Origin of the sequence: Leptospira kirschneri serovar Cynopteri str. 3522 CT, from assembly GCF_000243695.2 — a bacterium.
GTDB classification, from domain to species: Bacteria; Spirochaetota; Leptospiria; order Leptospirales; family Leptospiraceae; genus Leptospira; species Leptospira kirschneri.
This window is the reverse complement of record NZ_AHMN02000022.1, coordinates 123650-150000: the sequence shown is the minus strand read 5'-3', so window position 1 is coordinate 150000 and position 26351 is coordinate 123650. Positions and strand designations below refer to the sequence as shown.

The window sequence follows — 26351 nt, the reverse complement described above, 5'->3', positions numbered from 1 at the left end:
ATGGAAAACGATCTATTCGAACATGGACCGATTGAAAGTAAAACAAGGACAACAAGTTTCTAAAACTGAAGTGATCGGATTTGTAGGTAAAACCGAAGCTTCTCCGAATTATATGCTTCATTATGAAATTCATGTTGGAACAAGAGCGATCAATCCGTTTGCTTTTCTCAACCAGATTCAGGACTAATGGCAACCACAGAAGAACATTTAATCGTAAACAGCATCATAGGTGAGGGCGCAGAATTCAGCGGAGAATTTAAACTTACCGGGCTTTTAAGAATCGACGGAATTTTTCGAGGCTCTATAAAAACAGAAGGAAAAGTCCTAATCGGTAAATCTGGAATCGTCGATACGGATATTAGAGCCCGAATTGTAGTCGCTGGCGGTGAAATCAATGGGAATATTTACGCGAGCGAACGAGTGACTTTACTTGCTTCCTGTAGAATGAAAGGAGATATTGTATCCCCTAGAATCGTAATGGAAGAAGGAGTACAATTTGAAGGCAATTGTAAAATCAACCCAGTTGCACATTGAAAGTACTCATACCGCCCTACCAACCTCCTCGAAAAGAAACCGAAACCAAGAACGCTTCCAGAAGTAAAAAAGACGGTGTTTCTTCTTTAAGCGGAGGAAGTTCGCTCAACCAGGCCGAAGCCGCTGAAAACATTTCTTCTTCTTTTTTAGATATTTTAGAAGAAATCGTTCCTTCAAAATCGGAAACCACAAAAGATCTAAACGCTCTTTGGAGAGAACTTCCAGATATTGAAAAAAGATTTTTAGATCTTGCTTCGATCGAAAACTTAGAAACGTATCAAAAACACATCCAAGCAATTATAAAAGCGGTCATCGACCAGAATATGAGAGTAGAAACACTTTCTAGAAAGATGAAAGGTGAAGCTAAAAAAATCTATCACGTTGTTAAGATCATTGATGAAAAAATTCAGATCTTAGCAGAACTGATTATGAACGAAGGAAACTCTGCTTTTAAACTTCTAAAATCTCTAACGGATATCAGAGGACTTTTGTTAGATATTCAAGAATAACAACTACTGATCTTTATAAAATTGAGTACCGTTAATTTTAACACAAAACACTGATTCCATGCAAATATTAAGTAATTTATTATATAGTTATGAGTAGGAAATAAAAGCTGATTAAAGTTGCACAAGCAAGAATAAAAATAAAGAAATAAAACGACCGAGCTTTTTAAAACGCGTAATCAATTCTATAAAGAATAATCAATTTCAATGGTATATAAAGAGAAAACTGATCAACGCAGCGCAACTACAAGCAAGGATAAAAAAATAAAACAACCGAACCTTTTTAAAACGCGAAGTCAATTCTATGTAGAAAATAAATATCAAACTCAAAACAAAACCGAGTATTATGGATCCACCTTCATCATAGTTGTCATATTCTTCCGTCAGTTTAATATACAACAGCAAAGGAATTAAAATTAATATCAGTAGATCAAGCCAATGATAAAAAAAGGAATCCATCTTCCTTTCTTTTAACAAAGGCGATTTTAAATATAAAGGTAGGACGATAATCACTATCAAAGAAGCGAGTATAAAACTAATAGCTGGCTTCCAATCGCTGAACAAATCAATAAAACTTAAAATAGGAAATAAATAATCCAGCAAAACTTTATCCGCTCTTTCTATAAGATGATTTTTGTTTCATCCAATTCAGAATCTTTCATTCTTACAAACCCAAAGCGTTCAAAATCTTTTCCATTGCTTCAAGACTTGGATAAGCAATTGTCATCTTTCCTTTACCGGAATTTTGATTGTGACCGATTTCAATTTTCATAGAATATTTTTTTCTAAATTTGTTTTCTAGTTCGACTATGTTTACGTCTTTACGAGATTTTTTCTTCTCCGGAATAGAAGAACGTCCTTCCGAAATATTAGAAACCAATTCTTCAACCTGTCTAGCAGTTAAGCCTTTCTCCGCAATTTGATAAGCAAGTTGTTCTATTTTTTTTCGATCCGCTAAAGACAAAAGTGGTCTTGCATGACCTTCTGAAATTCTACCGTTTTTAATCAAATCCTGAACTACATCCGGAAGTTGAAGAAGACGAATTAAATTGGAAATTGTAGAACGATTTTTTCCAACTCGAACCGAGATATCTGTGATCTTTAAGTTTAATTTTTCAGAAAGAGTTTTGTAAGCGATCGCTTCTTCAATCGGATTTAGATCTTCTCTTTGAATGTTTTCAATGATCGCCATTTCCATAGATTGATTTTCGGAAACATTTTTGACGATTGCAGGAATCTTAATAAAGCCAGCAAGTTTACAAGCCCGATAACGACGTTCCCCAGAAATGATTTCATAACCTACGTCTAACTGTTTTACTACGATCGGTTGAATGACTCCATGAGCCTTAATCGTTTCCGAAAGTTCCTTTAAAGATTCTTCCGAAAAAGTTTTTCTAGGTTGTCCTGGATTTGGACGAATTTCACTAATCCTTATTTCCCGAAGTGCACCTTCCGAAGAAGATTCAATAGGGGTTTTACTTTCGTTAACTGGAATTAAATTTCCAAGACCTCTTCCGAGGGCTTTGGGTTTGAGCGCCATTTTTAATTCTTCCCTGCAACTTCCAGAGCGAGACTTCTATAACTCTGAGCGCCTACTCCTTCCGGATCGTAACTTAGAATTGTTTGTCCAAAAGAAGGGGCCTCGCTTAATTTCACGTTTCTAGGAATGATCGTAGTATAAACTTTATCTTTGAAATAAGACTTAACGTCTTCGGCAACTTGATTTGCAAGATTGGTTCTTTTATCAAACATAGTTAAAAGAACTCCTTCTAATTCTAAAGAAGGATTGAGTTGATTTTGAACGAGAGAAATAATTTTCATCAACTGAGTCAACCCTTCCAGAGCAAAGTATTCCGTTTGAAGAGTAATCATCACGCTATCCGCGGCGCATAACGCGTTGATTGTTAAAATTCCTAATGAAGGCGGACAATCGATTAAGATATAATCGTATTCTGTCCGAAGATTAGAAATCGCATTTTTAAGTTTATATTCTCTTTGATCTTCCGCAAGTAGATCCGCTTCTGCACCGCTCAAATTGATGTTGGAAGGAATGATATGAAGATTAGAAACGTTTGTTCTTTGAATACACTCATTTACGGAAGCTTCACCTAACAATAACTCATATGAAGTTTTATTAGTTTTATGAATCTCAAGTCCTAAACCAGAACCGGAATTTCCTTGCGGGTCCATATCTATAATTAAAACTTTTTTATCGATCGAAGCAAGATTGGCCGCGAGATTGATAGAAGTTGTCGTTTTTCCGACACCACCTTTTTGATTGCTAATCGATACGATCTTTCCCATTTGCGCCCTTACTCTCCTTGCTAATTTCCTTCCAAGCTCTTGGATAACCATGCCTCGGGCTAGAAACCTTTTTCAAGAATTTAATATGTCGCATGCCTAAAAATTCAAGAGGAATTAAATCTTCTGAAAATTCTAATTTAAAACCCGAATAGGAAAGAATTTTCTCTTCTAATTTTGGATCTATATCATGTTTTCCTAAAAATGGGACATAAGTTCCATTTATCTTCAAAAGATTACAAATCGCTTCTACGCTATATGGATAAGGAATAAAACCACGTGATGTGACATAATTAAGATGTAATTTAGATTCTTCAGTTCGAATAAATTGAAATTCCACATTACCAATTTGATTGGATCTAACAAAATTTTCAGTATGTGAAAGTTTTCTTTTTTGAGAATCAATTAAAACGACAATTGGATGTTCTTTGAGACAACGAAAAAAAAATCCCGGAATTCCTGGTCCAGTTCCGGCGTCTCCTAATTGTATTCCTTTCCAAGATCCTATTTTTTTCGTGATGGTATAAACGTGATAGATGGATTCCAGCACGTGACGATCCAAAATTTCCATCGAATCTCTTTTAGAAAAAAATCCTCCTATTTCATTCTTTTCTTTTAGAAATAAAACGAATTTAAGAATTAATTCCCAATCAAAAAAATTAATGATTTCATTTGCTTCGATTGGAAATCGTTCTTTTAATCTTTCTAAAATCAAACCAACCGAGAATTGTTCCGGATCTTGCATGTTATTTACCATTATAGAATACTGGTTGTAACGTTTTTTTCATTGATTTTTTCTTTTATCCATTTCAAGTTTCAAATCTAAAAAGAGAAAGCATTCCAGACTAAAATAAAAAAACAATACATTGATAAACGAAAAGCAGAATCTCGAATACCAAATTAAAAAAATGTACCACCTTTATAATCGAGGCGATGACAACGGTGTGTTTGATGTACTTTGATCAATTCAACAATTAACTCCAGGATTTCAACCCGAACCTAAGATTAAATTGGTAGAACAAGTTTTAATCCACCCCTGGAGCAATCATTCCCTAAAACCTTGTCAAGAAGCTGAAAAAGCAATTCAAGAAAAACGTTTTGTCAGAAGTTTAAACCAGGCTCAAAAGGTGTTACAGACTAGCCCTTTTTTTCTATAGCTTATTTATTGATAGGATCTTCTTACCTTTTCCAAAATGATTTGGACAATGCTTTTTTAAACTTACATAAATCTCTTGCAATTGATAGAAAATACTCCAGCGCATTTTACAATTTAGCCCGTGCTTATACACTTGCTGGAGATAAAACAAAAATGCTCGACTGTCTTGAAAAAGCAATCGCTTGGAGTGCAAAATATCAAGACTACGCAAATCTATCTTTGAAAGACGAACATTTTAAAATTTATTGGGACGATTCCGATTTCAGATCGTTTTTGGATCGTTTACCGACGGAACCTAGTCTACGAAAATTATATAAATACCTTCAAGATAGGTTGCATTACGAGGCATTTACGTTTGGAGAAGAATTACAAGCCTCCATAACTGACGAAGTTGCTGTCATCGAAGCAATGTTATCTGCAGTCAAATCTATCCTAAAAGATTTAAGCGAACACCAGGAAAATACTTATCTATACGATGATAAACCGATTTCTTTTTGGAAAGAGAAGCTAAGCGAATTAGAAAACGATTGTAAAGATCGTATCGAATCCGGAAAACAAAGCTATGTTTTTTCCCGTTTTTCTATGAAACCGAATCGTAGTCCTGAAAAATTATTCATCGTTTCCAATGAATTGGTGGAAAAGATTCTCAAAGAAAATAACAAATAGGGCCGAAGAGCAATTTTTCTGCGAAAAGTTATCATATACAAAAAATGACACAAAAGTTCAGAGTCCTAAAATTTATTCTGATTTCAATCTTGTAGATAAGAATAAGAACCCGCCTATTACGAAATACTTCAATAGCATCGAAAAACACTTTTTACATTTGGAAATATTCTAAAAGATTTATATTCGATTTCTTATTTCAAAGAAACAGTTTCTTATAAAATATTCATTTTCAAGAAAATCCAGTCCGCGAAAGAATTGTGTGAAGAGTAAGAATCAAAAAACACATTATGCGTTTTTCTTATAAAACCTCTTACCTCCACCTAACTTGAAATTGTTGGAGTTCCTAGGAATTCTATTATCCTAAGCTCGTTTTGTGACTTTGAACAGAATTTCCAATAATGAATTTCGTAAGGATATCCACATTTTTAATATTTTGGGAAAAATTCAAAAATTCATTCTATAAAAGTTTTATAATATAAAAAATTTTATTCTGAACTTTTAAAAATTCAATTAGAAGAATTATTGAATTCTAAAACCGTTCTATGAAGAATTTCGATTCCTGTTTTTAAATGTTCAATCGTAGTACTTTCATTTTTACCATGTATTCCGTCTATTTCTTCCGAAGTCATGAGCGCAGGAATCAAACCGTAACATTTAAAACCTGCCATTCTTAAATAAGATGAATCCGTAGTTCCAGGAGATAAAAAAGGAGTTACAACTGCATCCGGAACTACTTGTTGAACGACTCCGGATAAAATTTGAAAATACTTTGAATCTACTGGTGAAATCGTTCCTGGTTCTAAATGTCTAGCACTGACTTTCACTCTATACTTGTCTGCGAGCTTTTTTATTTTTTCAAATATCTCGTTTTCACTAAAACCAGGAAGAATTCTTATATCAACCGTCCCTTCCGTCTTTGAAGTGATTACGTTTATTCCTGCTTGATGAGTATCAATTCCGGTTATACTTACGGTATTACTAGTCATCGCTCTTAGATGTTTATTTGATCGAATCACTCCATTCAGAATAATTCCTAATAACGGATTCCGAGATCTCTTTAATACGAATGAATTGGGGAAAGGACTTACTTCTCCCATTTGATAAAAGAATGAAGCAGTCTCGTCTTTGATAATAACAACCTCGTTCATTTTCTTAAGTTCGCTAAGAAAATCGATGAGATTTAAAGCCGCATATTGTATCGGTGGAGTACTTCCGTGTCCGGAAATATCTTCCGATTTCAGATCCAACCAAATAATCCCTTTTTCTGCATGTTGAATATTAAAGATTTTACTTCCCTTTACAACTACGTCTTTGGTTCCTATTCCTCCTTCGTTGTGGACAAACTCATAACCGTTAAAAATTTCCTTATGGTTTGCGATTAAAAATCTCATCCCGAATTCCGAACGACTTTCTTCGTCGCAACCGCAAGATACATTAGATTTTTCTTAAGCTTTATCCCAGAATCATGAATCAAAAAGAAAGTATATAACTCCATGATTCCCAGGCCTTTCATATCTATGGCGCCTCTTCCATAAATTCGATCTCCTTTTCTTACACCTGAAAACGGCGCCTCGTCCCATTCGTTCGGATCAGCCTCTACCACGTCGATATGATTGGTAAGAATTAGACCACCCTGTGGATCCGTTCCTTTGATCTCCGCCATGATACTCGCTCTTTCCGGTTTTCCAGGAACTTCAAAAATTCTAGTTTTGATTCCTCGTTTATCAAAAAGGCTTTTTAAAAATAAAACCGCCTGTTTTTCATTTCCTCGAATCGTTTGAATTTTAAGATACGTTTGTAAATCTTTCGAAGCCTCTTCGGCAATTTTTCCATAATCTCGTTTAAACTTTATGCTGGGGTTTATCGATTGAATTCCTTCTTCTGTAACAAAAATCGTATAGAGTAAAAACAAAACTCCTAAAAAGCCGAAAACGATTTTTTTCCAATTCATCTTTAATTCTCCTAAGTGCGGAAGAAAATATTGCGCCCTATTTTACTTTCAAGGCATTTCCATTCATGATTCTAAAGTTCGTATATTAGTTTCCACATTCTAAGCTTTTAAGCTCGGCTCTTTATAAAATAGATTTAGTATATCAACTCATGTTAGTTGGCATAAGTTTGAGAAAAGGACTAATTTTACAATTTGTGTCAGTCTCCCAATTATTACTTGAATACATAAATAATACTATGTTGAGCTTGTTTAAAAACTTAGTATGCAATCCTTTTCCAAAAAGACCAACAATTCTGTGTTAGGTGCAATTTTCGAGAAACTTCTATATCTTTGCAAAATCGACCTCTAGAATTTATCCAAAAATCTCAAAGAATTTTACGCAATCATTCTTTAGAGACTTTTAATAAACTGTAGTAGTTCCTACAAATTAGGCCTCATTTTGCAAACTTTCGAGCAGTCTTAATCTTGTTAAATTTTCGTAGTAGCTCCCACATTTTTGTGAAACTCAATCGGGGCCGTTCGAGAAACTAAAGCGTCTCGCTTCTTACCATAACCAACCCACAAGTTGAATAAGATTTTAGAATCAAAATTGAACTCAGCAAACGCTTTTTGCGAAAGCGTTGGAAACTCAACACAACGCTCTCTATGGATCGCGTCGTGGGGTGGGAACTCAGTTTTACAGAGAATTTGTCGTAATTCCCACAAGATTTAATATTGAAATCTAAATACCCGTGGGGTTGGTTATGGCTTCTTACGGGCGCTCGAAATAACTCAAGCCGTCTCACTCTATGGATCGTTCGAAGTAACTCAGCGTCTCACTTCCTGAACTCAGCAAAACGCTTTTTACGAAAGCGTTTTAGGTCGTTCGACAGGTTTTGGGACAAAAGTTTTTATATAAAAAATAAGGTATTTTATCCTATCGAACTAAACCTTTATCTCTTTTTAGAAAGGAATTCTGATATGGCGCGTAAGTAGGGGTTCCTACATTTATATTTTCTCGGTAAAATAAACTGACAAAGTAAATTTCATGTACAGAACTAAAGATCCAATTTTGTAAACCTGTCTTTACTAAATCTTTTTTACATTTTCTCTCGAGTTTTTTTCTATCGGAAGATTTTCCATATTCTAGTTAGTTAACCTTTTCAATTGTTTTCCGATGATTGTAAAGTAGAGTAGAGGTAATATGATCCAAGTTTTAGTTACAATTTTTTCTAGATCTTATATTTTTCTTCTTAGAACGAGCAAAAACAATTCACGCAACTCAAAGAGTATAACGGTTCGATTGATTCCCCATTGGATTTTAATTTTACTTCTATTTCCTAAAATTATTTTAGGAATCACTCCAGGTAAATGGTCTCACATAGATAAATATATTTTTGGAAACAATTCAAACGGACCTGTAAAAGAAATCGTCAAAAATGCAAACGGTAAAATCGTCTATTCTGCTTTTTATGAATACGACTCTTCCGGAAAACTCATTAAAGAATCCTACTTAAATGCAGATGGAAAAACGGACGGTTTTACAATTTTTCAATATAAAGATGGAAAAGTAGTTCGAGAAGAACTCTTTGATAAAGATCATATTCTACTCGAAACAAAAACATTTAGATACAATCCGAAAGGAGAAATTGATCTTGTTGAAGTTTTTGATAAGGACAATAAACTTCTTTTAAGATCAAACATCAATTCTTGGGACAAAAATTTTGTAAAATCAGGTCAGACTAGTTGGCCTGATTCTAAAGAGATCGAAATATTTAACCTGACTCAGGACGAAAAGAATCCAAGAGCATTCATTCAGAATATTTATAACGAAGAGAAAAAACAAATCGCTTCCACCAAATTTGAATATGATGAGAAAGGAAAACTACTGACTCGACTGAACGTTCAAGGTAATCAGGAAAGAAAGAATCAATTGAATTACAGTTCCAATAATTTACTTCAAAGTTTTACGTTTCACGTGAAACAAAACAATAAATGGGAACTTCAAAAAATCCACGAATTAATTTATAAGTAATCCATACAACAAAGCCGTCTTCATTTTTGAGTGCGGCCTTTGTTTTCCACCTTCTAAAACTTTCTTTTTTCTATTCATAAATTTTAGAAACATTTTTTGTAATATCGAATTTGTTTTCGAATTCTTCCTAAAAGTATTCAGATAATTTGGTAAGGATGATTCAAAAATGCTGAACCAATGTAGGAGTTTCTATAGATTTTCTCTCTGAATAAATGCAAAAGTTGCCGAATGATCCGTGAGGATCGCCGCATTTACTTTCAGAAAATCAGTTTTCATTCATCTACAAGTCGAAATTTATTTTCATAAAGAGAGACTTGTCTAATCAGTAATTTCTTAATTCCATAGATTCAAGAAAATCATCTTCTACTTTTCTATGATTAAGACACATACTTGATTTGTAATATCTGATGATTGATTTCGTTAGGATCTTCTTTTTGTTTTTTCAATCGTTTCTCGAGAAGCACCTTTGCACTCTCCATCCTTATCTTGTACGTTCGGATTATTCTCGATTCTATTAATAATTTTACACATTCCAAAGTCCTTGTGCAGCGGCCTGTTCCACCTCTTTCATTTTTTACGTGAGAATCGAAACCTTTCTTTAGAAAAAAATTCAGTATGTTCGCTACCATCGCACGCAGCTAAGAAAAGATATCCTATTTTGATACGAAGGATGAGGACGAGCGTTCGGATGTTCTACTACCGCACCACTTTCTACCAGCAATTGAACGATCTCGAACAATCCATTTTGAATCGCAAAACTTAGAGGTCTCCGATGCGATCACATCCGCTCCGGCATCGATCAGCAATTTTACGATTTCAAAATTCGGTTCGTCTCCATTGATCGCGTAAATCAAGGGAGATGTATTGGCCAGTCCTTTAGAATTCGGGTTTGCATTTTGTCCGAGGAGTAGGGAAGTCATTTCCAAATTGTTGTTTTGACAGCAAAAATCAGTGGAGTGTTTTCATTTCGATCTTTAAGATTTATCGCCTATTTCTTTGAGCAGACTTTTGACTTAGTCGAGATCTTCTTTTTCTAATGCTTCTTTGAATAAACGATCCATATTTTTTCTTCGACTCGAATCTATTTTTTATTTTGAAATCAATCCTTGATTATTTGATCGGATTCAAACAAATCCGCAACGATTCTTTATGTATAAAGTTCCCGATATTAACAGGATTACTTACTTTAATTATATTGAGAGATAACGACTATGAATCCGTTTCAAAACTTAAAAATGTAGGAACTCAACCATTTCTAAACTCTGAACATGGTTTCATGAAAATCCATGAACTTCTAGTACTACATATCTATAGGAACTCCTAGTTTTAAAAAGCTCGGTGAAATTCCGGCTATTAAAAACGTTTCATGTGAAACACGGATAAAATTTAGTTCTTTGTCGGAACTCCAACGCAAGCTTTAGGAAAAACTTTGAATTTTAATTAATATAAGTTCGGCGTAAGGAACTCTCGATTCTGAAAAAAGTTGGAATCTGAATTTTACAGATCTATTCTTTAAATGTGGGAACTACCACAAATTATAATTTTAACGTGAGTTCGGCCGAACGCGAAAGGGATCGATGCGGGGAAACTAAAGCAGAACGCTTTCCTCAAAAACTCAATGCATCGCTCCCTAAGGGTCGCTCTGGAAACTCAGCGTCTCACCACTCCCCATGGGTCGTTCGACAGATCGCGTTCTAAATTGAATCTAAAGACGATTGTTGTATTATGTTTCCTGTATGCAATTGATTGACCAGAGCTGAGCCTGGTCGGCTGCCGGATTCGCCCTAGTTTTCTTATATCGAACTCACGTTAATTTTACGAATAAATTCTAAAATTGTAGGAACTACTACTTTTAGAAAATTTTTTCTTACGCTCTTGCTCAGGTTAATTAGGAGTCCCTAGCATTTATAGTAAAACCGACAACGCTTAAGAAGCTTCCGCTTCTTGTTTTTTCTTTCCTTTGATATGATAAAGAATTAGATCTACGTCGCTTGGATCTACACCAGAAATTTGACTCGCTTTTTCTAAAGTCATCGGTCTGTGACTTTTTAATTTTTGAATGGCTTCTTTTTTAAGACCAGTAATCGTTTCATAGTTTATATTTTCAGGAATTGGAAGATCTAAATATCGACTTTTCCATTGGATTGTTTCGAGTTCTCTTTTGATATAACCTTCATATTTAATTTCCATTTCGAGAATATTTTTCTCCGCTTCGGACCAAGAACTTATTTCAGAAATCATAAATTCAATGTCTGTAATTTTGATTTCTGGACGTTTTAAAAAAGAATCTAACTTCATACCAAACTTATAGTTTGTGATTCCTTTTTGATCTAAAAGATTTTGAAATTCATCTGAAGGTTTTAACGGAATCTGATAAATTTTTTCTCGAACCGAATTCACTCTCTCATATTTCTCTTTCATACAATCATAACTATTCTGATCTACAAGACCAAGATTATATCCATATTCCATCAATCTTTGATCTGCGTTATCTTGTCTGAGAAGAAGCCTATGTTCTGCACGAGAAGTAAACATTCTATATGGATCTTCTACACCTTTGTGAACTAAGTCATCAACCAAAACACCAATATAAGATTCACTTCTTTTGAACAACAGTGGAGTAAGATTTCTTAAAGAATGAAGAACACTATAAGCTGCAACCAAACCTTGAGCTGCAGCTTCTTCATAACCTGTGGTTCCATTGATTTGTCCCGCGTGATAAAGACCTTTGATTTTTTTTGTTTCGAGTGTTGGTTTCAACTCTGTCGGATCTACATAGTCATATTCGATCGCGTAACCGGGTCTTACGATCTCCGCATTTTCTAAACCTTTCAGAGATCTTACCAATTTCCACTGAACTTCTTCAGGAAGACTTGTGGAAACTCCGTTGAGATAAATTTCGGAAGTTTCATATCCTTCCGGTTCAAGAAACACTTGGTGTCTTTCACGATCTGCAAATCGAACCACCTTATCTTCGATCGAAGGACAATAACGAGGACCTGTACTTTGGATTTGTCCAGAATACATAGGAGATAAATTTAGATTTTCATGAATGAGTTTATGAGTGCGCTCATTTGTATAAGTGATGTAACAAGGAATTTGTCTTCGAGTGATCTTGTTCGTGGAAAAAGAAAATGGAGAAGGATTTAAATCTCCTTCCTGAATTGTAAGCACACTCAAGTCCACAGAATTTTTATGAATCCTTGGCGGAGTTCCTGTCTTTAATCTTCCTAACTTTAAATTATATTTTGCTAAAGACTTAGAAAGACCTTTGACGGTAGGTTCACACATTCTTCCGTTTTCATTTTGATAGGTTCCGATGTGAACAAGAGAAGATAAAAACGTTCCCGTAGTTAAGATCACGTGATTCGTAAAAATTTCAAAACCGCGACCTGTTTTTACTCCGATTACTTGATCGTTTTCGATGATCAATTCCTCAACGGTGTCTTGACGAATCGAAAGATTTTTTTCTGCTTCAAGAGTATGTTTTACTTTCAACTGATATTCTTTCTTTTCCGCCTGAGCACGCGGCGCCCAAACACTTGGACCTTTGGAAGTGTTAAGCATTTTAAATTGAATCCCAGTGTTATCAATCACCTTACCCATAATGCCGCCAAGTGCATCTACTTCTCTTACCATATGTCCTTTAGCAATTCCACCAATCGCAGGATTACAAGACATCTGACCGATCGTATCTAAGTTCATAGTGATCAAAAGAGTTTTCGCACCACCTTTAGAAGAGATATAAGCCGCCTCCGAACCTGCGTGCCCCGCTCCAACTACAATACAGTCAAAACGATTCGGAAAAAAAGATTGGTTCTTAGATTCGATCATTTAAATTCAACTTCCTGAAAATTAATTATAAATTTTAGAATGAGATGTTTCTCAAGGTTTAAGTCTTACAATTGCAAGATGAATCGACAAGAGACCCGACATATTGATTCATGGAATTATATCACTTATCAGGTTCCTGTTCCATGGCAGAATCCATCAAGAAACTATCCTATTTCGAAGGAAAAATCGTTCCCGAATCCGAAGCAAAGATCAGCATCCAAACTCATGCTCTTCAATATGGCACTACTGTTTTTGGTGGACTAAGAGGTTACTACGATAAAGACACGGATAACGTCTATTTATTTCGTATCTTAGACCACTATCAAAGATTAATCAACTCAACTCGAATTATGCAGTTGAAGTTAGATAAGACAAAAGAAGAATTGAGAGACATAACAATCGACTTGATACGTCAGTGTGGTTATAAAGAAAATATTTATCTCCGTCCTTTTGTTTATACATCGGCGTTACAACTTTCACCTCATTTTCATGACGTTTCAACTCAACTTGCAATTTATATTCTACAATTAAACGATTATATGGATACAAAACGAGGATTAAAAACGATGGTGTCTAGTTGGAGAAGATTTGACGATGCAGTAATTCCAACTCTTTCCAAAGTATCCGGGGGATATGTAAACTCTGCTCTTGCAAAATCAGAAGCGGTTCAAAATGGATTTGATGAAGCAATTTTTTTAGATTCGAGAGGATTTGTAAGCGAAGGTTCTGCTGAAAATATCTTTTTAGTTCGAGATGGAAAAATTATCACGCCTGGAATCAACTCCTCTTTATTAGAAGGAATTACTCGAAGAAGTGTACTTCAAATAGCAAAAGACAATGGAATCGAAGTAATTGAAAGAGATATATCCAGAAGTGAACTTTATATTGCAGACGAAGTTTTCTTTTCCGGAACCGGGGTTCAAATTGCTTGGGTTTCAGAAATCGATCATAGAAAAATCGGAAATTCGGTCATTGGTCCTATCACTCAAAAGATTCAAAATTTATTCTTCAATCTAGTGATCAACAAAGAAGAAAAATACAGACATTGGTTGACTCCAGTATATTAGAAAAGAATGAAATCGTTTCAGTTAGATGAAATCTTAGGACAAGAAATTGCTCTTACCTTTTTAAAAAGATATATTTCCAAACCGGAAACAATTCCGCCGCTTTTAATTTTCCACGGGCCGGACGGAACAGGAAAAGAATCCGCCTCTGAACGATTTATCAAAAACGTATTGTGCTTTGAAGGAACTTCCTGCGGAATTTGCGCTTCTTGTAAATCTTTTATAAACAATTCACATCCGGATTATATTCGTTTTCCAGAAGAAAGCGGTAAGATTATTCCTATCGGAAGTGAAGATAACCCAGAAGAATTTTCAATCCGATGGTTGATCCGTTCTCGATTAAATTATCGTCCTCATCTATCTCGTTTTCGTTTTATTGTTTTTCCAGACGCTTCTCTTATCGGGAATGAAGCAGAAACAGCACTTTTAAAATCGTTAGAAGAAGCACCCCCTTTTTCTAGATTTATTTTTATCGTAAACAATTTAGATAAACTCAAAGAAACGATCGTAAGTAGAGCCATTTGTGTTCCTTTTCAATATCTCAATCAAAAAGACCTTAGAAAAATAAATACAAGTTTAGGTTTTTCTACACTTCCATTCCAGGGCGGAAGTCTTATATCGTCCGAATGTCCCAAAGAAGTGTTAGATTTGGTTCAAGAAAAAATAAAAGATCGATTAGAAACCGGGTTAGATCTTTTAAAATTGGAATCGTGGATTCTTTCCTACAAGGATGAACATCCCGAATGGAAGGAAAATTTTTCTTATAAAGAATTTTTAGAACTTGTAAGTCTCATATTAATGTACGAATACACAAGAACCAATTACGAAAGTAATCTCTCAAAGTTAGAAGCCATCTTTCAATTTAAAGCGGAACTTCATAAAAAAATAATCGGAATCGATTCAATTGCTCTCTCAAGATTATTTTTTAAACTTTCTATTTAGAATATATTCAAAATTTCGAATATATATTACTCTACGATTATCTCATCTACGTTAACCAAAATAAAAAAGCGATCTATTGAATAATTGCGACATAATTAATTATTCAAAACATAAACAGATTCTTTTTTCAGTGAAAGGTTCTGATTCCGGAATTTTCATTTGAGTACAAGACTTCTTTTAAAAATACTGTATTCTCATTCATTGAATTCTAGAATTGAAAAGTCTGTCAAATGTAGGAATTTACACAGAAATTTAAGAGTCAAAAGTTATCCGAAAAAGTATAACCACATAAAAAACTTAGTTTTTCGGAGCTACTACGTTTTGATAAAAATCCACCGACAGTTGTTTTAACCGACTTCTTTCAAAATTTTGGAATACTATAAATGAAAGATCATTAATTCAATCGAATTGAAAAAATTTTTTCAATTCGAACCTGTATAAAATCTCTTCTTTAAGAGAGTTCATTGTTTTTGGAGGAAAAATTGAACCTAGTTTGGAATAAAATTTTGGAGGAAGTGTCCAAAAAAATATCTCCGCAATATTATGAAAGGTTCATTGATACTCTAAAGTTAGAAACCATTAACTCTGAAAAATGTACAATCATAGCTCCATCCGCTACAATCAAAACGCACGTAGAAAGAAAATACCAAAGTATTATTGAAAACGCAATTTTAGAAACTTGTGGTGATAAGATTCCAGTGGAAATCTTAATCGAAACAAAAGCAACTTCTCCTCTTCAATCGATTCTTGAAAAATCCTTTGATCAAAAAGATTTTCAGTTTAACCCGGATTATACGTTTGAAACTTTTATCGTAGGCGATTGTAATCGTTTGGCATATACAGCCGCAAAAGAATGTGTTCGAAAGCCCGCAGAAATCAATCCTTTGTATATATTTGGAAGTGTAGGAGTAGGGAAAACTCATTTACTTCATGCAATTGGATCGGAGCTCACCAAAAAAGATCCATGGAAAACGGTATGTTATGTAGACATTTCTTCTTTTATGAACGAGTTTCGTTTTGCACTTCAATCCAGAGAACTTATCGAAAGTTTTAAGATTAAATATCAATCTTATAATTGTCTTATCGTAGATGATATTCAACTTCTTTCTACAAATGCTGAAAAAACTCAAGACGAGTTTTTTGCACTATTTAACTTTTTATTCGAAAGAAAAAGACAAATCGTAATCGCTTCGGATCGTCCTAGTTCGGAACTTACGATTCATGAAAGATTAAAGTCTAGATTTGTTACGGGTGTTCAAGCGGATATTCAATATCCAGATAGGGAAATTAGAAAAGGAATTGTAACTCATCATTCTAAGATTATGGATTTGGGTTTAAGCGAAGACATATTGGATTTTTTAGCAGATCAAATCGAAGAAGATACAAGACTTCTTTTAGGTGCGCTTAACGACATTTATTTGTATAAAAAATCATATTCTCTTCTTTTTTTAAATTTAGATAAAGTAAAAGAAATCGTAAAAAACAGACTTTATCGTAAAAAGAATGTAGAATTTTCTCATGATCGGATTATAGAAGCCGTTGCAAAAGAATTCAATTTAAATGCCGCAGAAATTATGGGAAAGAGTAGAAAGAAAGAACTAATTATTCCACGTCATATTTGTTTTTATTTACTCCACAATGTGTTTAACGTGAATAAGTCCCAAGTCGGAAGACTTTTTCAAACTCAACACACTACAGTAATTCACGGAGTTAGAAAAACCGAGGAACTTCTTTCCAGTAATAAAGAAATGCGTTTTTTAATAGAGCGAATCAGTTCTAAATATAAACTACAATAGAGTTGTTGAAAAAATCCATATTGAAAATTAACGAAACTTTTCAATTGTCCATTTCAATACAACGGAAACAGATAAAGAATTAATTTTTCAAAAATTTATTGTTTGATTTTATCAACTTCTAAGTTCTTTCATCAATCATCATAATCTACCAACCTAATCGTAGGACTTACGAAATATTTACTGCGATTGTTATCGATTCTTATAAAATTGAACTGTATAAATTAGAATTGTTGAAAAATTAACCCTCCATCAGTTTCTATTTTATGGATATGGTAGATTAAAACAGTTTTATTGATTTGAACTACGGAATTTTTCAATAAATCTATTTTTAAAATTTAAAAATGTGGGAACTCATACAAAATCTAAGAATTTGAAATTCATATAAATTTTTTAGAATCCAAAAACAATGTATATAACTTGTTAATAAAATATATATTTAGTGTTTAAAAAATAAAATAAATCTGTAAACAAGACATAATGTAAGATTATTGTCACTTATAAATGAAAAATCGACTTAGAATTATGTCGGAAAAGAAAATTCTCTTTTCAAAAAAAATGAGACATATTTCAGTATTCTTAAAGAATACAATTTTATGTACATATTTACAGGTACTACTCTTACAACTGTACAATAATAAGAACTTATTCAATTAAAAAGAAACTAGGAGAAAAAAATTGAAAATTAAAGTTAATACGTCTGAATTTTTAAAAGCGATTCACGCCGTAGAAGGTGTAATTACTACAAGAGAGATTAAATCTATATTATCAAATCTTAAAATAGAAGCCGAAGGAAAGGAAACCTTTCTCTCTGCCACCGACCTTGAAATTTCAATCAAAACTTCTGTACCTGCCGACGTAACTCAAGAAGGAAATGTTTCGTTACCTGCAAAACAGCTTTCTAGTTTTTTCAAAACAATTCATTTTGAAGATACAAATTTGTCTTTAGAAGAATCGGATAGTAATTCTTCGATCGTTTACATTACAGATGCTTCTGGTAAAAACGATTATAAATCCAAGATTAGCGGAATGGATGCAGATGAAATTAAGACGATTTCAAAAATCGATTCTTCACAAGTATCTTCTTTCCCCAGCACTTTGATAAACGACATGATTCGTAAAACTTCTTATGCAATTGCACATGAGGATCAGAGGTTTATATTCAATGGTCTTTATATGATTCCTAACGGAAATAAACTAATTTTTGTCGGAACGGATGGAAGAAGACTTTGCAAAATTGAAAGAACTCTTCCTTCTCCATTGCAATTTAAAGATTCTATTATCGTTCCTGCAAAAGCAATTCGGGAAATTTCTAAAATGATTGCAACTTCTGAAATTGGAAATATAGGTTTAATAGACGGCCAAATTTATGCGTCTGCAAACAACATTGAACTTTTATGTAAATTGATCGAAGGTAATTTTCCGAACTACGAACAAGTCATTCCTAATAATACTAAATTTTCTACGAACATTTCTAAAGAAGAATTTCAAGTTTCTCTACGACAAGTCTTAACCGCTGCAGAAGAACCTTCCAGACAAGTAAGACTTACATTCAGTAAAAATAATTTAAACTTATTCGCCCAAACTCTCGGCGCTTCGGAAGCAAGTATCAACAAACCAATTGAATATTCCGGAGATGAAGTTACAATTGCATTCAAAGGTGAATATCTTATGGATATTTTTAGATCGATCGATGATAACGAAGTTAAAATAGAATTTTCAGATGCAAATTCTCCCGTTATTTTTAAAGATCCTTCTGATCCTGAATTTATTTCTGTGATTATGCCTATGAAATTATAAGAATTTTCTGATATAGCGTTGATTATAAAAATAAAGTTTTTATAATTAAGTTTGATTTTAGGATTTTCATTTTTAAATTTAGAATACGTTCAAAAAATCTAATTGTATTTTATCAAAAAAATTAAACTGCAAGAATTTGTTTCTGTTTTAGTGTAGTTTTTTATAAAGTTTCGTTTTACTGAGTTCTATAAAATTAAGTATCATGATTTTTTTTGTAAAACATTGTTTAAATACAAAATACTCTGTTATATGATTCTGAATAAAAAAGACTGATGATATATCGTTTTAAAGAATGAAATCAAAAAAAATAGAAATTCGCATCGTTTTAATAATAAAGTTTGTTAAAGAGTCTATAAATTTAAAAAAGACATGCTTTGCAAAAGCTGCTTTATTATATTAGCGCGAAAGGGATTGATGCAAGGGAACTTAGCAAAACGCTCTCTCAAATTCAGCGTCGCGTTTTATATTGAAATTAAAGTATATTGTTGTATCCTGTTTTCTGCATATAATTTATTAACCAGAGCTGAAAGTCCGGTCCGGGCTTGCCTTTGGTAAGCTGGATTTGTCCGATTTTCTTACACCGAATTTACGATATATTAAGATTTTTAAATATTTCTTTTAAAGTGTCAAATAGTCTTTTGGTTATATATTATAATGTTTTTGAAACATCTTACCATTCAAAATTTTAGAAACCACCAAGAACTAAGCCTAGACTTTGATTCCAGGCTTATTTTTTTTGTCGGAGATAATGGAGAAGGCAAAACCAATCTTTTAGAAGCGATTTGTATATTGTCTTGGTTAAAAAGTTTCCGCGAATCCGAAGATTCAAACCTTGTTCGATGGGGTTCTGAAAATTATTTTCTCAGAGGAAGAATTAAAGAAAATCTAAAAGAATCTGTTTTAGAAATCGGATTTACCTCTAAACCGACCGTTAAAAGAAAATTAAAATTCAATCAAGAAGAAGTCAAAAGAAGAACAGATCTAATCGGCAAGTTTATCACCGTTTTATTAACTCCGATGGATTTAAAAATTATAGAAGGTGGTCCTGCAGAAAGAAGAAAGTTTATAGACGCTTTTATTTCTTCCTTTGATCCTTCTTACCTCGAATATTTATTGGAATATAATAAAATTCTAAAACATAGAAATGCACTTTTAAAAAGCGGAAATCCGGACGTTTCTCACCTTTCTATTTGGGACAAAAAAATCATAGAAAAAGGGATCTTTATACTCAACAAAAGAAAAGAAATTATTCTGGAATTAAACTCTTTTTATAAAATTAATTTGGATAAACTAAGCGGAGGAAAGGACGGACTTGAATTAGTTTATAAACCCAACGTAAATGACCAAGATGAATTTCTAGAAAAACTCAACCGTAACTTAAGTAGGGATTTAAGACTAGGTTATACTTCAGTAGGAATTCATAGAGACGATCTTTTTATTGGAATTGATCAGAGAGATATTACAGAATTTGGTTCTCAAGGTCAAAAAAGAAGCACTGTAATTGCTTTAAAAGCAGCAACTTTTAACTACTATAAAAATATTTTGAACACGATTCCCGTTTTACTGATTGATGATGTCATTCGAGAGCTGGACGTAAAAAGAAGGGAATATTTTGTAGACCTTGTAGTAACTGCGGGACAGGCCTTTTTTACCACCACAGATTTAGAAGGAATTCAAGATTATGTCGGTAAACTTGAGGACCAAAAACAAATTTTCCTAATTCGTCAAGGGATAGTCGAATCTATAAAATGAAAGACGATTTGATTTCATCTAAGAAGATCGAAACTTCCGAATTCCGTTCCATTCTAAATCAGATGGGAATTACAGAAGAAAATCTACAAGAGAAAATTTCCGTTCATACTCTTAAAAACCGTTGGAAAGAGATTGTTGGTCCTGTATTCGCTTCTAATTCTGAAGTCAATTCGATTCAATTTGGTAAACTTAGAATTATTGTATCTCATAACGCTTATAAACAAGAATTACTTTTTTTACAAAATCGTATTATTAGAGAGTCCGCTCGATTTTTAGGAAAAGGAATCGTTCGTTCTATTGAGATTTCTATTGGTAAACTAACCGTTCCTTATTCTACTGCAATCAACGAGACCAAAGAAAAAAAAGGTTTAGAAGGCAAGGAAGATTTAATCGCAATTCTCGAAAAAGAAACTGATCCCGAAATTAAAAAACGTTACCTAGAGATTCTTCAATATCTTTAAAGATTCAATGAATTTCCTTGCCTCCCTATGGTTTTCAGGAAAACTATTCCTGAGGTCCGAAAAATATGAGCCAAGAAGAAACAAGCTACAGTGCCGGTCAGATCAAAATTTTAGAAGGTCTAGAAGCTGTTAGAAAACGTCCGGGAATGTATATCGGAACTCAGGACGAAACCGGACTTCATAAAATGGTTTATGAGGTCGTGGATAACTCGGTTGACGAGGCCATGGCTGGTCATTGTACAGAAATTAAAATCAGTATTTTACCAGATAACATCGTTGAGGTGAAAGACAATGGTAGAGGAATTCCAGTTGATATTCATCCCGACAAAAAAATTTCCACAATCGAAGTTGTTATGACCATTCTTCATGCGGGTGGTAAATTTGAAAATGATGCTTACAAGGTTTCTGGTGGTCTCCACGGGGTAGGGGTTTCGGTAGTGAATGCCCTTTCCGAATATCTAGAAGTTGAAGTTCATCAAAAAGGAAAAATCTACACTCAAAAATACGAAAAAGGCGTTCCTGTTTCTTCGGTTCAAATTCAAGGAGATTCTTCAGAAAGAGGAACTATTGTTCGTTTTAAACCGGACGCTACCATTTTTACCACGGTGGACTTTCAATTTGACGTTCTTTCTGCACGTTTTAGAGAATTAGCTTTTTTGAATAAAGGTTTGGTTTTAGTTGTCGAAGACCATCGACGCGGAAAGGAGAATATTTTACGAAACGAATTTCAATTTTCCGGTGGAATTGTTTCTTTTGTAGAACATATCAACGAGAACAAACATCCTATGCACAAAGTAATTCACTTTGAGCGAAATAAAGACGACGTTTTGGCTGAAATTTCGATCCAATATTCGGAAACATATACGGAAAACATATTCTGTTTTACAAACAACATTAATAATAACTTAGGCGGAACACACCTAGAAGGTTTTCGAGCTGCCCTTACAAGAACGTTAAACGACTTTTTAAAAAAGGATTCTGCACTTTCTAAAAAACATCCGACCGGTCTTTCCGGAGAAGATGTTAAAGAAGGACTAACGGCCGTTATATCGATCAAAATTCCTCAACCTCAGTTTAATTCTCAGACAAAAGAAAAATTAGTGAACGCGGAAATCAAAGGGATCATGCAGACCTTAAGTTCGGAAGGTTTGACTTTATTTTTTGAAGAGAATCCGAATATTACAAAAAAGATATTAGAAAAATGTATTCTTTCCGCTAAAGCAAGAGAAGCTGCCCGTAAGGCTAGAGATCTTACTCGAAGAAAAACGGTTTTAGAAGGTGGTGGTCTTCCGGGTAAACTTGCAGATTGTTCCGAAAAAGATCCGGCACATTCCGAACTTTATCTTGTCGAGGGGGATTCTGCGGGCGGTTCTGCAAAACAAGGAAGGGACAGAAATACTCAGGCGATTCTTCCTTTGAAAGGTAAAATTCTAAACGTTGAAAAAGCGAGACTAGATAAAATTCTTTCTAGTGAAGAGATCCGAGTTTTGGTTTCGGCTCTTGGGACCGGAATCGGAGAAGATGAATTCAATGTAGATAAAATCCGTTATCATAAAATTATGATCATGACCGATGCGGATATAGACGGTTCGCATATTCGTACTTTACTTCTTACATTCTTTTTTCGTTATATGCGTCCTGTAATTGAAAGGGGTTATCTTTACGTCGCGCAACCTCCTTTATATCTGATTAAACACGGTAAAAATTCTACTTACGTTTATTCGGATAAAGAAAAGGAAGAATTACTAAAGAACGTAGGTGCGGAAAAAGTGGTAATTCAAAGATATAAAGGTTTAGGAGAAATGAATCCGGAACAACTTTGGGAAACTACGATGGATCCTTCCAATAGAGTTGTATTAAAAGTTAAATTGGATGATTTTGTGGAAGCGGAAGAGACGTTTAACGTCCTTATGGGTGACGAAGTTCAACCTAGAAAACAATTCATAGAAGTAAACGCGGCTAAGGTAGCAAACTTAGATCTTTGATCGAAAGGGGATTTTGAAATGAGTCAAGAAATGGAAAACGAAACCAAAGTCCTAAGCTATAATATTGCTGGAAAACCAGATATCGCGGATGCTCTTAAAAACGGTGTTAGAGTCATTCCTGTAGAAATCGAAGACCAGATGAAAGAAGCGTATTTAGGATACGCTATGTCTGTGATTGTCGGGCGTGCCCTTCCGGATGTAAGAGACGGATTAAAACCGGTTCATAGAAGAATTCTTCATGCTATGAACGAACGTGCATGGAGAAGCGATCGCCCTTATGTTAAGTGCGCTAAGATCGTCGGGGAAGTAATCGGTAATTACCATCCTCACGGAGACGCATCCGTTTACGAAGCGCTTGTGAGAATGGTTCAGGAGTTTTCCTTAAGAGTTCCTTTGATTGACGGACAAGGAAATTTCGGTTCTATCGACGGTGATAATCCGGCGGCTTATCGATATACGGAAGCAAGACTAGAAAAAGTTGCCGAAGAATTGTTACGCGACATCGAAAAAGAAACGGTCAGCTTTTCGCCTAACTATGATGATACGAAAGAACAACCAGACGTTTTACCTGCAAATTTTCCGAACCTACTTGTAAATGGTTCTTCCGGGATTGCAGTGGGAATGGCGACGAATATTCCTCCACACAATCTTAAAGAAACGATTGATGCAGTGATTGCGGTCATTCGGAATCCAGAAATTACAATTCCCGAAATTCTAAAAATTATACCTGGTCCGGACTTTCCTACTTCCGGAATTATCATCGGCGGAGAAGGTCTGATCTCCGCCTATTCTACCGGAAAAGGTTCAATTCGAATTCGTTCCAAAGTGGAAATAGAAGAAAAGAAAAACGGAAGAGAAGTGATCGTAGTCACAGAAATTCCTTACCAGGTAAACAAAAAAGTACTTCTAGAAAAAATTGGAGATCTAGTCAACGAAAAACAAATCGAAGGAATTTCGGAAATTCTAGATCTTTCGGATCGAAAAGGAATTCGTGTAGAAATTCATATTAAAAAAGATGCAAATGCTCAAGTCATTCTAAATCAACTCTACAAAATGACTCAGCTTCAGGTAAGTTACGGAATCACTATGCTAGCGATTTTAGATAACAAACCTAAAATTTTTAATATTAAGGAAATATTAACTGCTTACTCGGCTCATAGAAGAGAAGTTATCGTTAGAAGAACTCAGTTCGATTTAGATAAGGCGGAAAAAAGAGCTCATATTTTAGAAGGACTGAAGATTGCTTTAGAAAATATAGAGGATGTGATCAAAGTAATTCGTGCTTCTAAAAATCCTCCGGAAGCAAAACAACAATTAATGGTTCGTTTTAGTTTATCCGAGGTTCAATCGGATGCTATCTTAGAAATGAGATTACAAAGACTTACTTCTCTTGAGGTTCAGAAAATCATAGATGAATTGGAAGAGGTGAGGAAACTTATCATCGATCTGAAAGACATTCTCGCAAAACCTTCTCGTGTAAATGAAATTGTTTGTACAGAACTTCAAGAAGTAGGAGATAAGTACGGGAATAAAAGAAAAACAGAAATATCTATTGAAACTATAGAAAGTTCTTCTTTTAACGCAGAGGATTTGATCGCGGATGAAGAAATTGTAATTCAAATCACTTATGATCAATTTATCAAACGTCTTCCGATAGATACTTTTAAAAGACAAAAACGGGGCGGTAAGGGAATTCAAGGCCTTTCTCAAAAACGGGACGACGTAATTAAAATCATGAAAGCCGCGATGACTCATGATAATATTATGTTTTTCTCTAATATAGGGAAAGTTTATGTGATGAAAGCCTACGAATTACCGATCGCTTCTAAAGAAGCCAGAGGAAAGTCTCTCAAGGCAATCATCAATTTGAGGGAAGACGAATACATCTCTTCCGTTTTTACGTTTAGAGAAGAAGATATGGATAAAGATCTTCTTTTGGTAACAAGGAAAGGATTTATTAAACGAATTCAATTAAAAGAGTTCGGAAACGTTAAAAAGTCTGGAATCATCGCAATCGGACTTAGAGAAGGAGACGAGCTGATCAAAGTAGAATCGATGACAGATAAAGACGAGGTTATGATCTTTTCTAAAAAAGGATTAGCTCTTCGAATTGAAGGTAATATCGTTAGAGCCCAAGGAAGAACCGCTAGTGGTGTTACCGGAATGAGACTTGCGGAAGACGACTCGATTGTAGGACTTAGTAAATATAAAGAAGGGGAAGACATATTCGTAGTTTCGGAAGAAGGTTACGGAAAACGTCTTGGCTTTGAAGAGTTTGCTGCAAAAGGTAGGGGCGGTAAAGGAATGGCCTATCTAAAGATAACCGAAAAGAACGGATTTTCCGTTGGAACCGGTTCCGTTGGAAACGAAGACGAAATCATTTTAATCACTCGACAGGGAATGACGATCCGAATTAACGCATTCGATATTTCTAAATTAGGTAGAACTGCTGTGGGTGTTCGTATTGTAGATTTAAAAGACAACGATAAGGTTCAAGACTTTACGGTTCTAGGGGAAAATTGATTTTATGATCCGGGTCGGAAACGTAACGATTCCGGGGAAAATTTCTCTTTCTCCGATGGCTGGAATTTCAGATTCACCTACTCGTAGAATTTGTAGAAAATTTGGAGCTGCTTTTTCTTATACAGAGTTTGTAAATACAGACGAACTCGTTCATCGAGCGCCTAAGGCTCTGAAGATGTTTCGATTCGATCCTGACGAAAGACCGATTACTTTTCAGATCTTCGGGAATCGGTTGGAAATCATTGCAGAAGCAGCGGAGATCATTCAAGAATTAAAACCGGACATCATCGATTTAAATATGGGTTGTTCTACTCGTAAAGTTTCTTTAAGAGGTGCAGGTGCAGGACTTTTGCGTAGACCTCTGTTAGCCGGAAAAATTATAGAGGCTATTAAAAAACGAGTAAACGTTCCCGTCACTGCAAAGATACGGATCGGATGGGATGCAACTTCTCGCAACTATCTTGAGGTTTCTAAAATTTTAGAGGAATCCGGTGTAGACGCTCTTACAGTTCACGGTCGTACAAAAGAAATGGCTTATACAGGATTTGCGGATTGGGATGCAATCGGAGAAGTAAAGGTAAATCGGAAAATTCCAATTTTTGGAAATGGAGATATTAAAAGTTTTCAAGAGGCAAATTCTAAGATCGATAAATACTTGTTAGACGGAGTTTTGATCGGTAGAAACGCGATCGGAAATCCTTGGATTTTTTCCGGAGTTAAAAAAGAAGAATTGTCTTGGTCTGAAATTTTAGATGTAATTTTACAACACGCACGTTGGATGATTGAGGATTATGGAGAAGAATTCGGACTGATCTTATTTAGAAAGCATCTCGTGAAATATTTAAACGGTTTGGAATTTGATTCCGAGTGGAAATCGAACTTGCTGGAAATTCGAGAATGGAATCGATTCGAAGATCTTTTGCTTTCGAATAAAAGACGAAACGTATTCACTGTACCTACTTTTGAAACCACCAAACGTTTTGCTTTTTGAATGAGAGACGACCATCACGACCTATCGCATGAGGATTACTTGCAACGCGTGAGAACTCGTTTGCTTGGATGATTTTCT

At 34.5% G+C, this 26351-nt stretch carries 19 protein-coding genes and 2 pseudogenes (1 of these 21 cut by a window edge); 14 read left to right on the top strand and 7 right to left on the bottom strand.

Annotated elements, in window-relative coordinates; genetic code table 11:
- The 3 genes in view from LEP1GSC049_RS207840 to LEP1GSC049_RS207850 are tightly spaced (each overlapping or abutting the next) and all read left to right on the top strand, a layout consistent with a single transcriptional unit that may run on beyond the window.
- Positions 1–187, top strand: partial view of a M23 family metallopeptidase gene (locus LEP1GSC049_RS207840; RefSeq protein WP_004753660.1) — the 3' end only. Its footprint begins 833 nt before the window's first position; 187 of the gene's 1020 nt are visible here — the last part of the coding sequence; its start codon lies beyond the left edge, outside the window; the stop codon is at positions 185–187.
- Entirely contained in the window at positions 187–534 is a 348-nt protein-coding gene (locus tag LEP1GSC049_RS207845) for a bactofilin family protein (RefSeq protein WP_000246073.1), read from the top strand. The genes LEP1GSC049_RS207840 and LEP1GSC049_RS207845 overlap by 1 nt, the downstream gene beginning before the upstream one ends.
- On the top strand, positions 531–1043 hold the full coding sequence (locus LEP1GSC049_RS207850; RefSeq protein ID WP_016561232.1) for a YaaR family protein: 513 nt from the start codon (positions 531–533) through the stop codon (positions 1041–1043). Before LEP1GSC049_RS207845 ends, LEP1GSC049_RS207850 begins: the two co-directional genes overlap by 4 nt.
- A gap of 216 nt (positions 1044–1259) precedes the next feature.
- Here LEP1GSC049_RS207850 and LEP1GSC049_RS2000000227210 read toward each other — a convergent pair.
- The 4 genes and pseudogenes from LEP1GSC049_RS2000000227210 to LEP1GSC049_RS207865 all read right to left on the bottom strand — a co-directional run.
- Positions 1260–1643: pseudogene (locus LEP1GSC049_RS2000000227210) on the bottom strand (hypothetical protein); the annotation flags it as partial.
- Positions 1644–1704: 61 nt separating this feature from the next.
- Positions 1705–2580, bottom strand: a complete 876-nt coding sequence (locus tag LEP1GSC049_RS207855; RefSeq protein WP_004755286.1) for a ParB/RepB/Spo0J family partition protein — start codon at positions 2578–2580, stop codon at positions 1705–1707.
- A 2-nt stretch (positions 2581–2582) separates the two neighbouring features.
- Positions 2583–3344, bottom strand: coding sequence for a ParA family protein (locus LEP1GSC049_RS207860; RefSeq protein ID WP_004755326.1), 762 nt, complete (start codon positions 3342–3344; stop codon positions 2583–2585).
- Positions 3322–4086, bottom strand: coding sequence for an RsmG family class I SAM-dependent methyltransferase (locus LEP1GSC049_RS207865; protein WP_004754688.1), 765 nt, complete (start codon positions 4084–4086; stop codon positions 3322–3324). The genes LEP1GSC049_RS207860 and LEP1GSC049_RS207865 overlap by 23 nt, the downstream gene beginning before the upstream one ends.
- A gap of 453 nt (positions 4087–4539) precedes the next feature.
- Between LEP1GSC049_RS207865 and LEP1GSC049_RS2000000228125 the strand changes: the two genes are divergently transcribed.
- Complete coding sequence (locus LEP1GSC049_RS2000000228125; protein ID WP_016561219.1) at positions 4540–5163, top strand: TPR end-of-group domain-containing protein; 624 nt, start codon at positions 4540–4542, stop codon at positions 5161–5163.
- Between the two features lie 506 nt (positions 5164–5669).
- Here LEP1GSC049_RS2000000228125 and LEP1GSC049_RS2000000227690 read toward each other — a convergent pair.
- Positions 5670–7114: pseudogene (locus tag LEP1GSC049_RS2000000227690) on the bottom strand (M20/M25/M40 family metallo-hydrolase).
- A gap of 1183 nt (positions 7115–8297) precedes the next feature.
- Here LEP1GSC049_RS2000000227690 and LEP1GSC049_RS207870 point away from each other — a divergent pair.
- Entirely contained in the window at positions 8298–9128 is an 831-nt protein-coding gene (locus LEP1GSC049_RS207870; RefSeq protein ID WP_016561229.1) for a hypothetical protein, read from the top strand.
- A gap of 653 nt (positions 9129–9781) precedes the next feature.
- Here the strand turns inward: LEP1GSC049_RS207870 and LEP1GSC049_RS2000000228120 are convergent.
- Positions 9782–10048, bottom strand: a complete 267-nt coding sequence (locus tag LEP1GSC049_RS2000000228120) for an ankyrin repeat domain-containing protein (protein WP_016561202.1) — start codon at positions 10046–10048, stop codon at positions 9782–9784.
- A 1006-nt stretch (positions 10049–11054) separates the two neighbouring features.
- Positions 11055–12962, bottom strand: a complete 1908-nt coding sequence (mnmG, locus tag LEP1GSC049_RS207880) for a tRNA uridine-5-carboxymethylaminomethyl(34) synthesis enzyme MnmG (protein WP_004763566.1) — start codon at positions 12960–12962, stop codon at positions 11055–11057.
- Positions 12963–13105: 143 nt separating this feature from the next.
- Here mnmG and LEP1GSC049_RS207885 point away from each other — a divergent pair, with 143 nt between their 5' ends.
- From LEP1GSC049_RS207885 to dusB, 9 genes are all read left to right on the top strand, one after another.
- On the top strand, positions 13106–14029 hold the full coding sequence (locus LEP1GSC049_RS207885) for a branched-chain amino acid transaminase (RefSeq protein ID WP_016561233.1): 924 nt from the start codon (positions 13106–13108) through the stop codon (positions 14027–14029).
- A 6-nt stretch (positions 14030–14035) separates the two neighbouring features.
- Positions 14036–14968 (top strand): hypothetical protein, encoded by a 933-nt coding sequence (locus LEP1GSC049_RS207890; RefSeq protein WP_004756784.1) that lies wholly within the window; start codon positions 14036–14038, stop codon positions 14966–14968.
- 464 nt (positions 14969–15432) lie between these two features.
- The gene (gene dnaA, locus LEP1GSC049_RS207895) at positions 15433–16764 is read left to right on the top strand and encodes a chromosomal replication initiator protein DnaA (protein WP_004754399.1); all 1332 of its coding nucleotides are present in this window, start codon (positions 15433–15435) and stop codon (positions 16762–16764) included.
- A gap of 675 nt (positions 16765–17439) precedes the next feature.
- Positions 17440–18561, top strand: a complete 1122-nt coding sequence (gene dnaN, locus LEP1GSC049_RS207900; protein WP_004753693.1) for a DNA polymerase III subunit beta — start codon at positions 17440–17442, stop codon at positions 18559–18561.
- 654 nt (positions 18562–19215) lie between these two features.
- Complete coding sequence (gene recF / locus LEP1GSC049_RS207905; RefSeq protein ID WP_004763671.1) at positions 19216–20313, top strand: DNA replication/repair protein RecF; 1098 nt, start codon at positions 19216–19218, stop codon at positions 20311–20313.
- On the top strand, positions 20310–20774 hold the full coding sequence (locus LEP1GSC049_RS207910; RefSeq protein WP_004754115.1) for a DciA family protein: 465 nt from the start codon (positions 20310–20312) through the stop codon (positions 20772–20774). The genes recF and LEP1GSC049_RS207910 overlap by 4 nt, the downstream gene beginning before the upstream one ends.
- A 65-nt stretch (positions 20775–20839) precedes the next feature.
- Positions 20840–22759: a DNA topoisomerase (ATP-hydrolyzing) subunit B gene (gene gyrB, locus LEP1GSC049_RS207915; RefSeq protein ID WP_004755220.1), complete on the top strand. Its 1920-nt coding sequence runs from the start codon at positions 20840–20842 to the stop codon at positions 22757–22759.
- An 18-nt stretch (positions 22760–22777) separates the two neighbouring features.
- On the top strand, positions 22778–25282 hold the full coding sequence (gene gyrA / locus LEP1GSC049_RS207920; RefSeq protein WP_016561221.1) for a DNA gyrase subunit A: 2505 nt from the start codon (positions 22778–22780) through the stop codon (positions 25280–25282).
- 4 nt (positions 25283–25286) lie between these two features.
- A complete protein-coding gene (gene dusB, locus LEP1GSC049_RS207925) occupies positions 25287–26273 on the top strand; it encodes a tRNA dihydrouridine synthase DusB (RefSeq protein ID WP_004756747.1) in 987 nt (328 codons plus the stop codon).
- Positions 26274–26351: the final 78 nt, after the last annotated feature.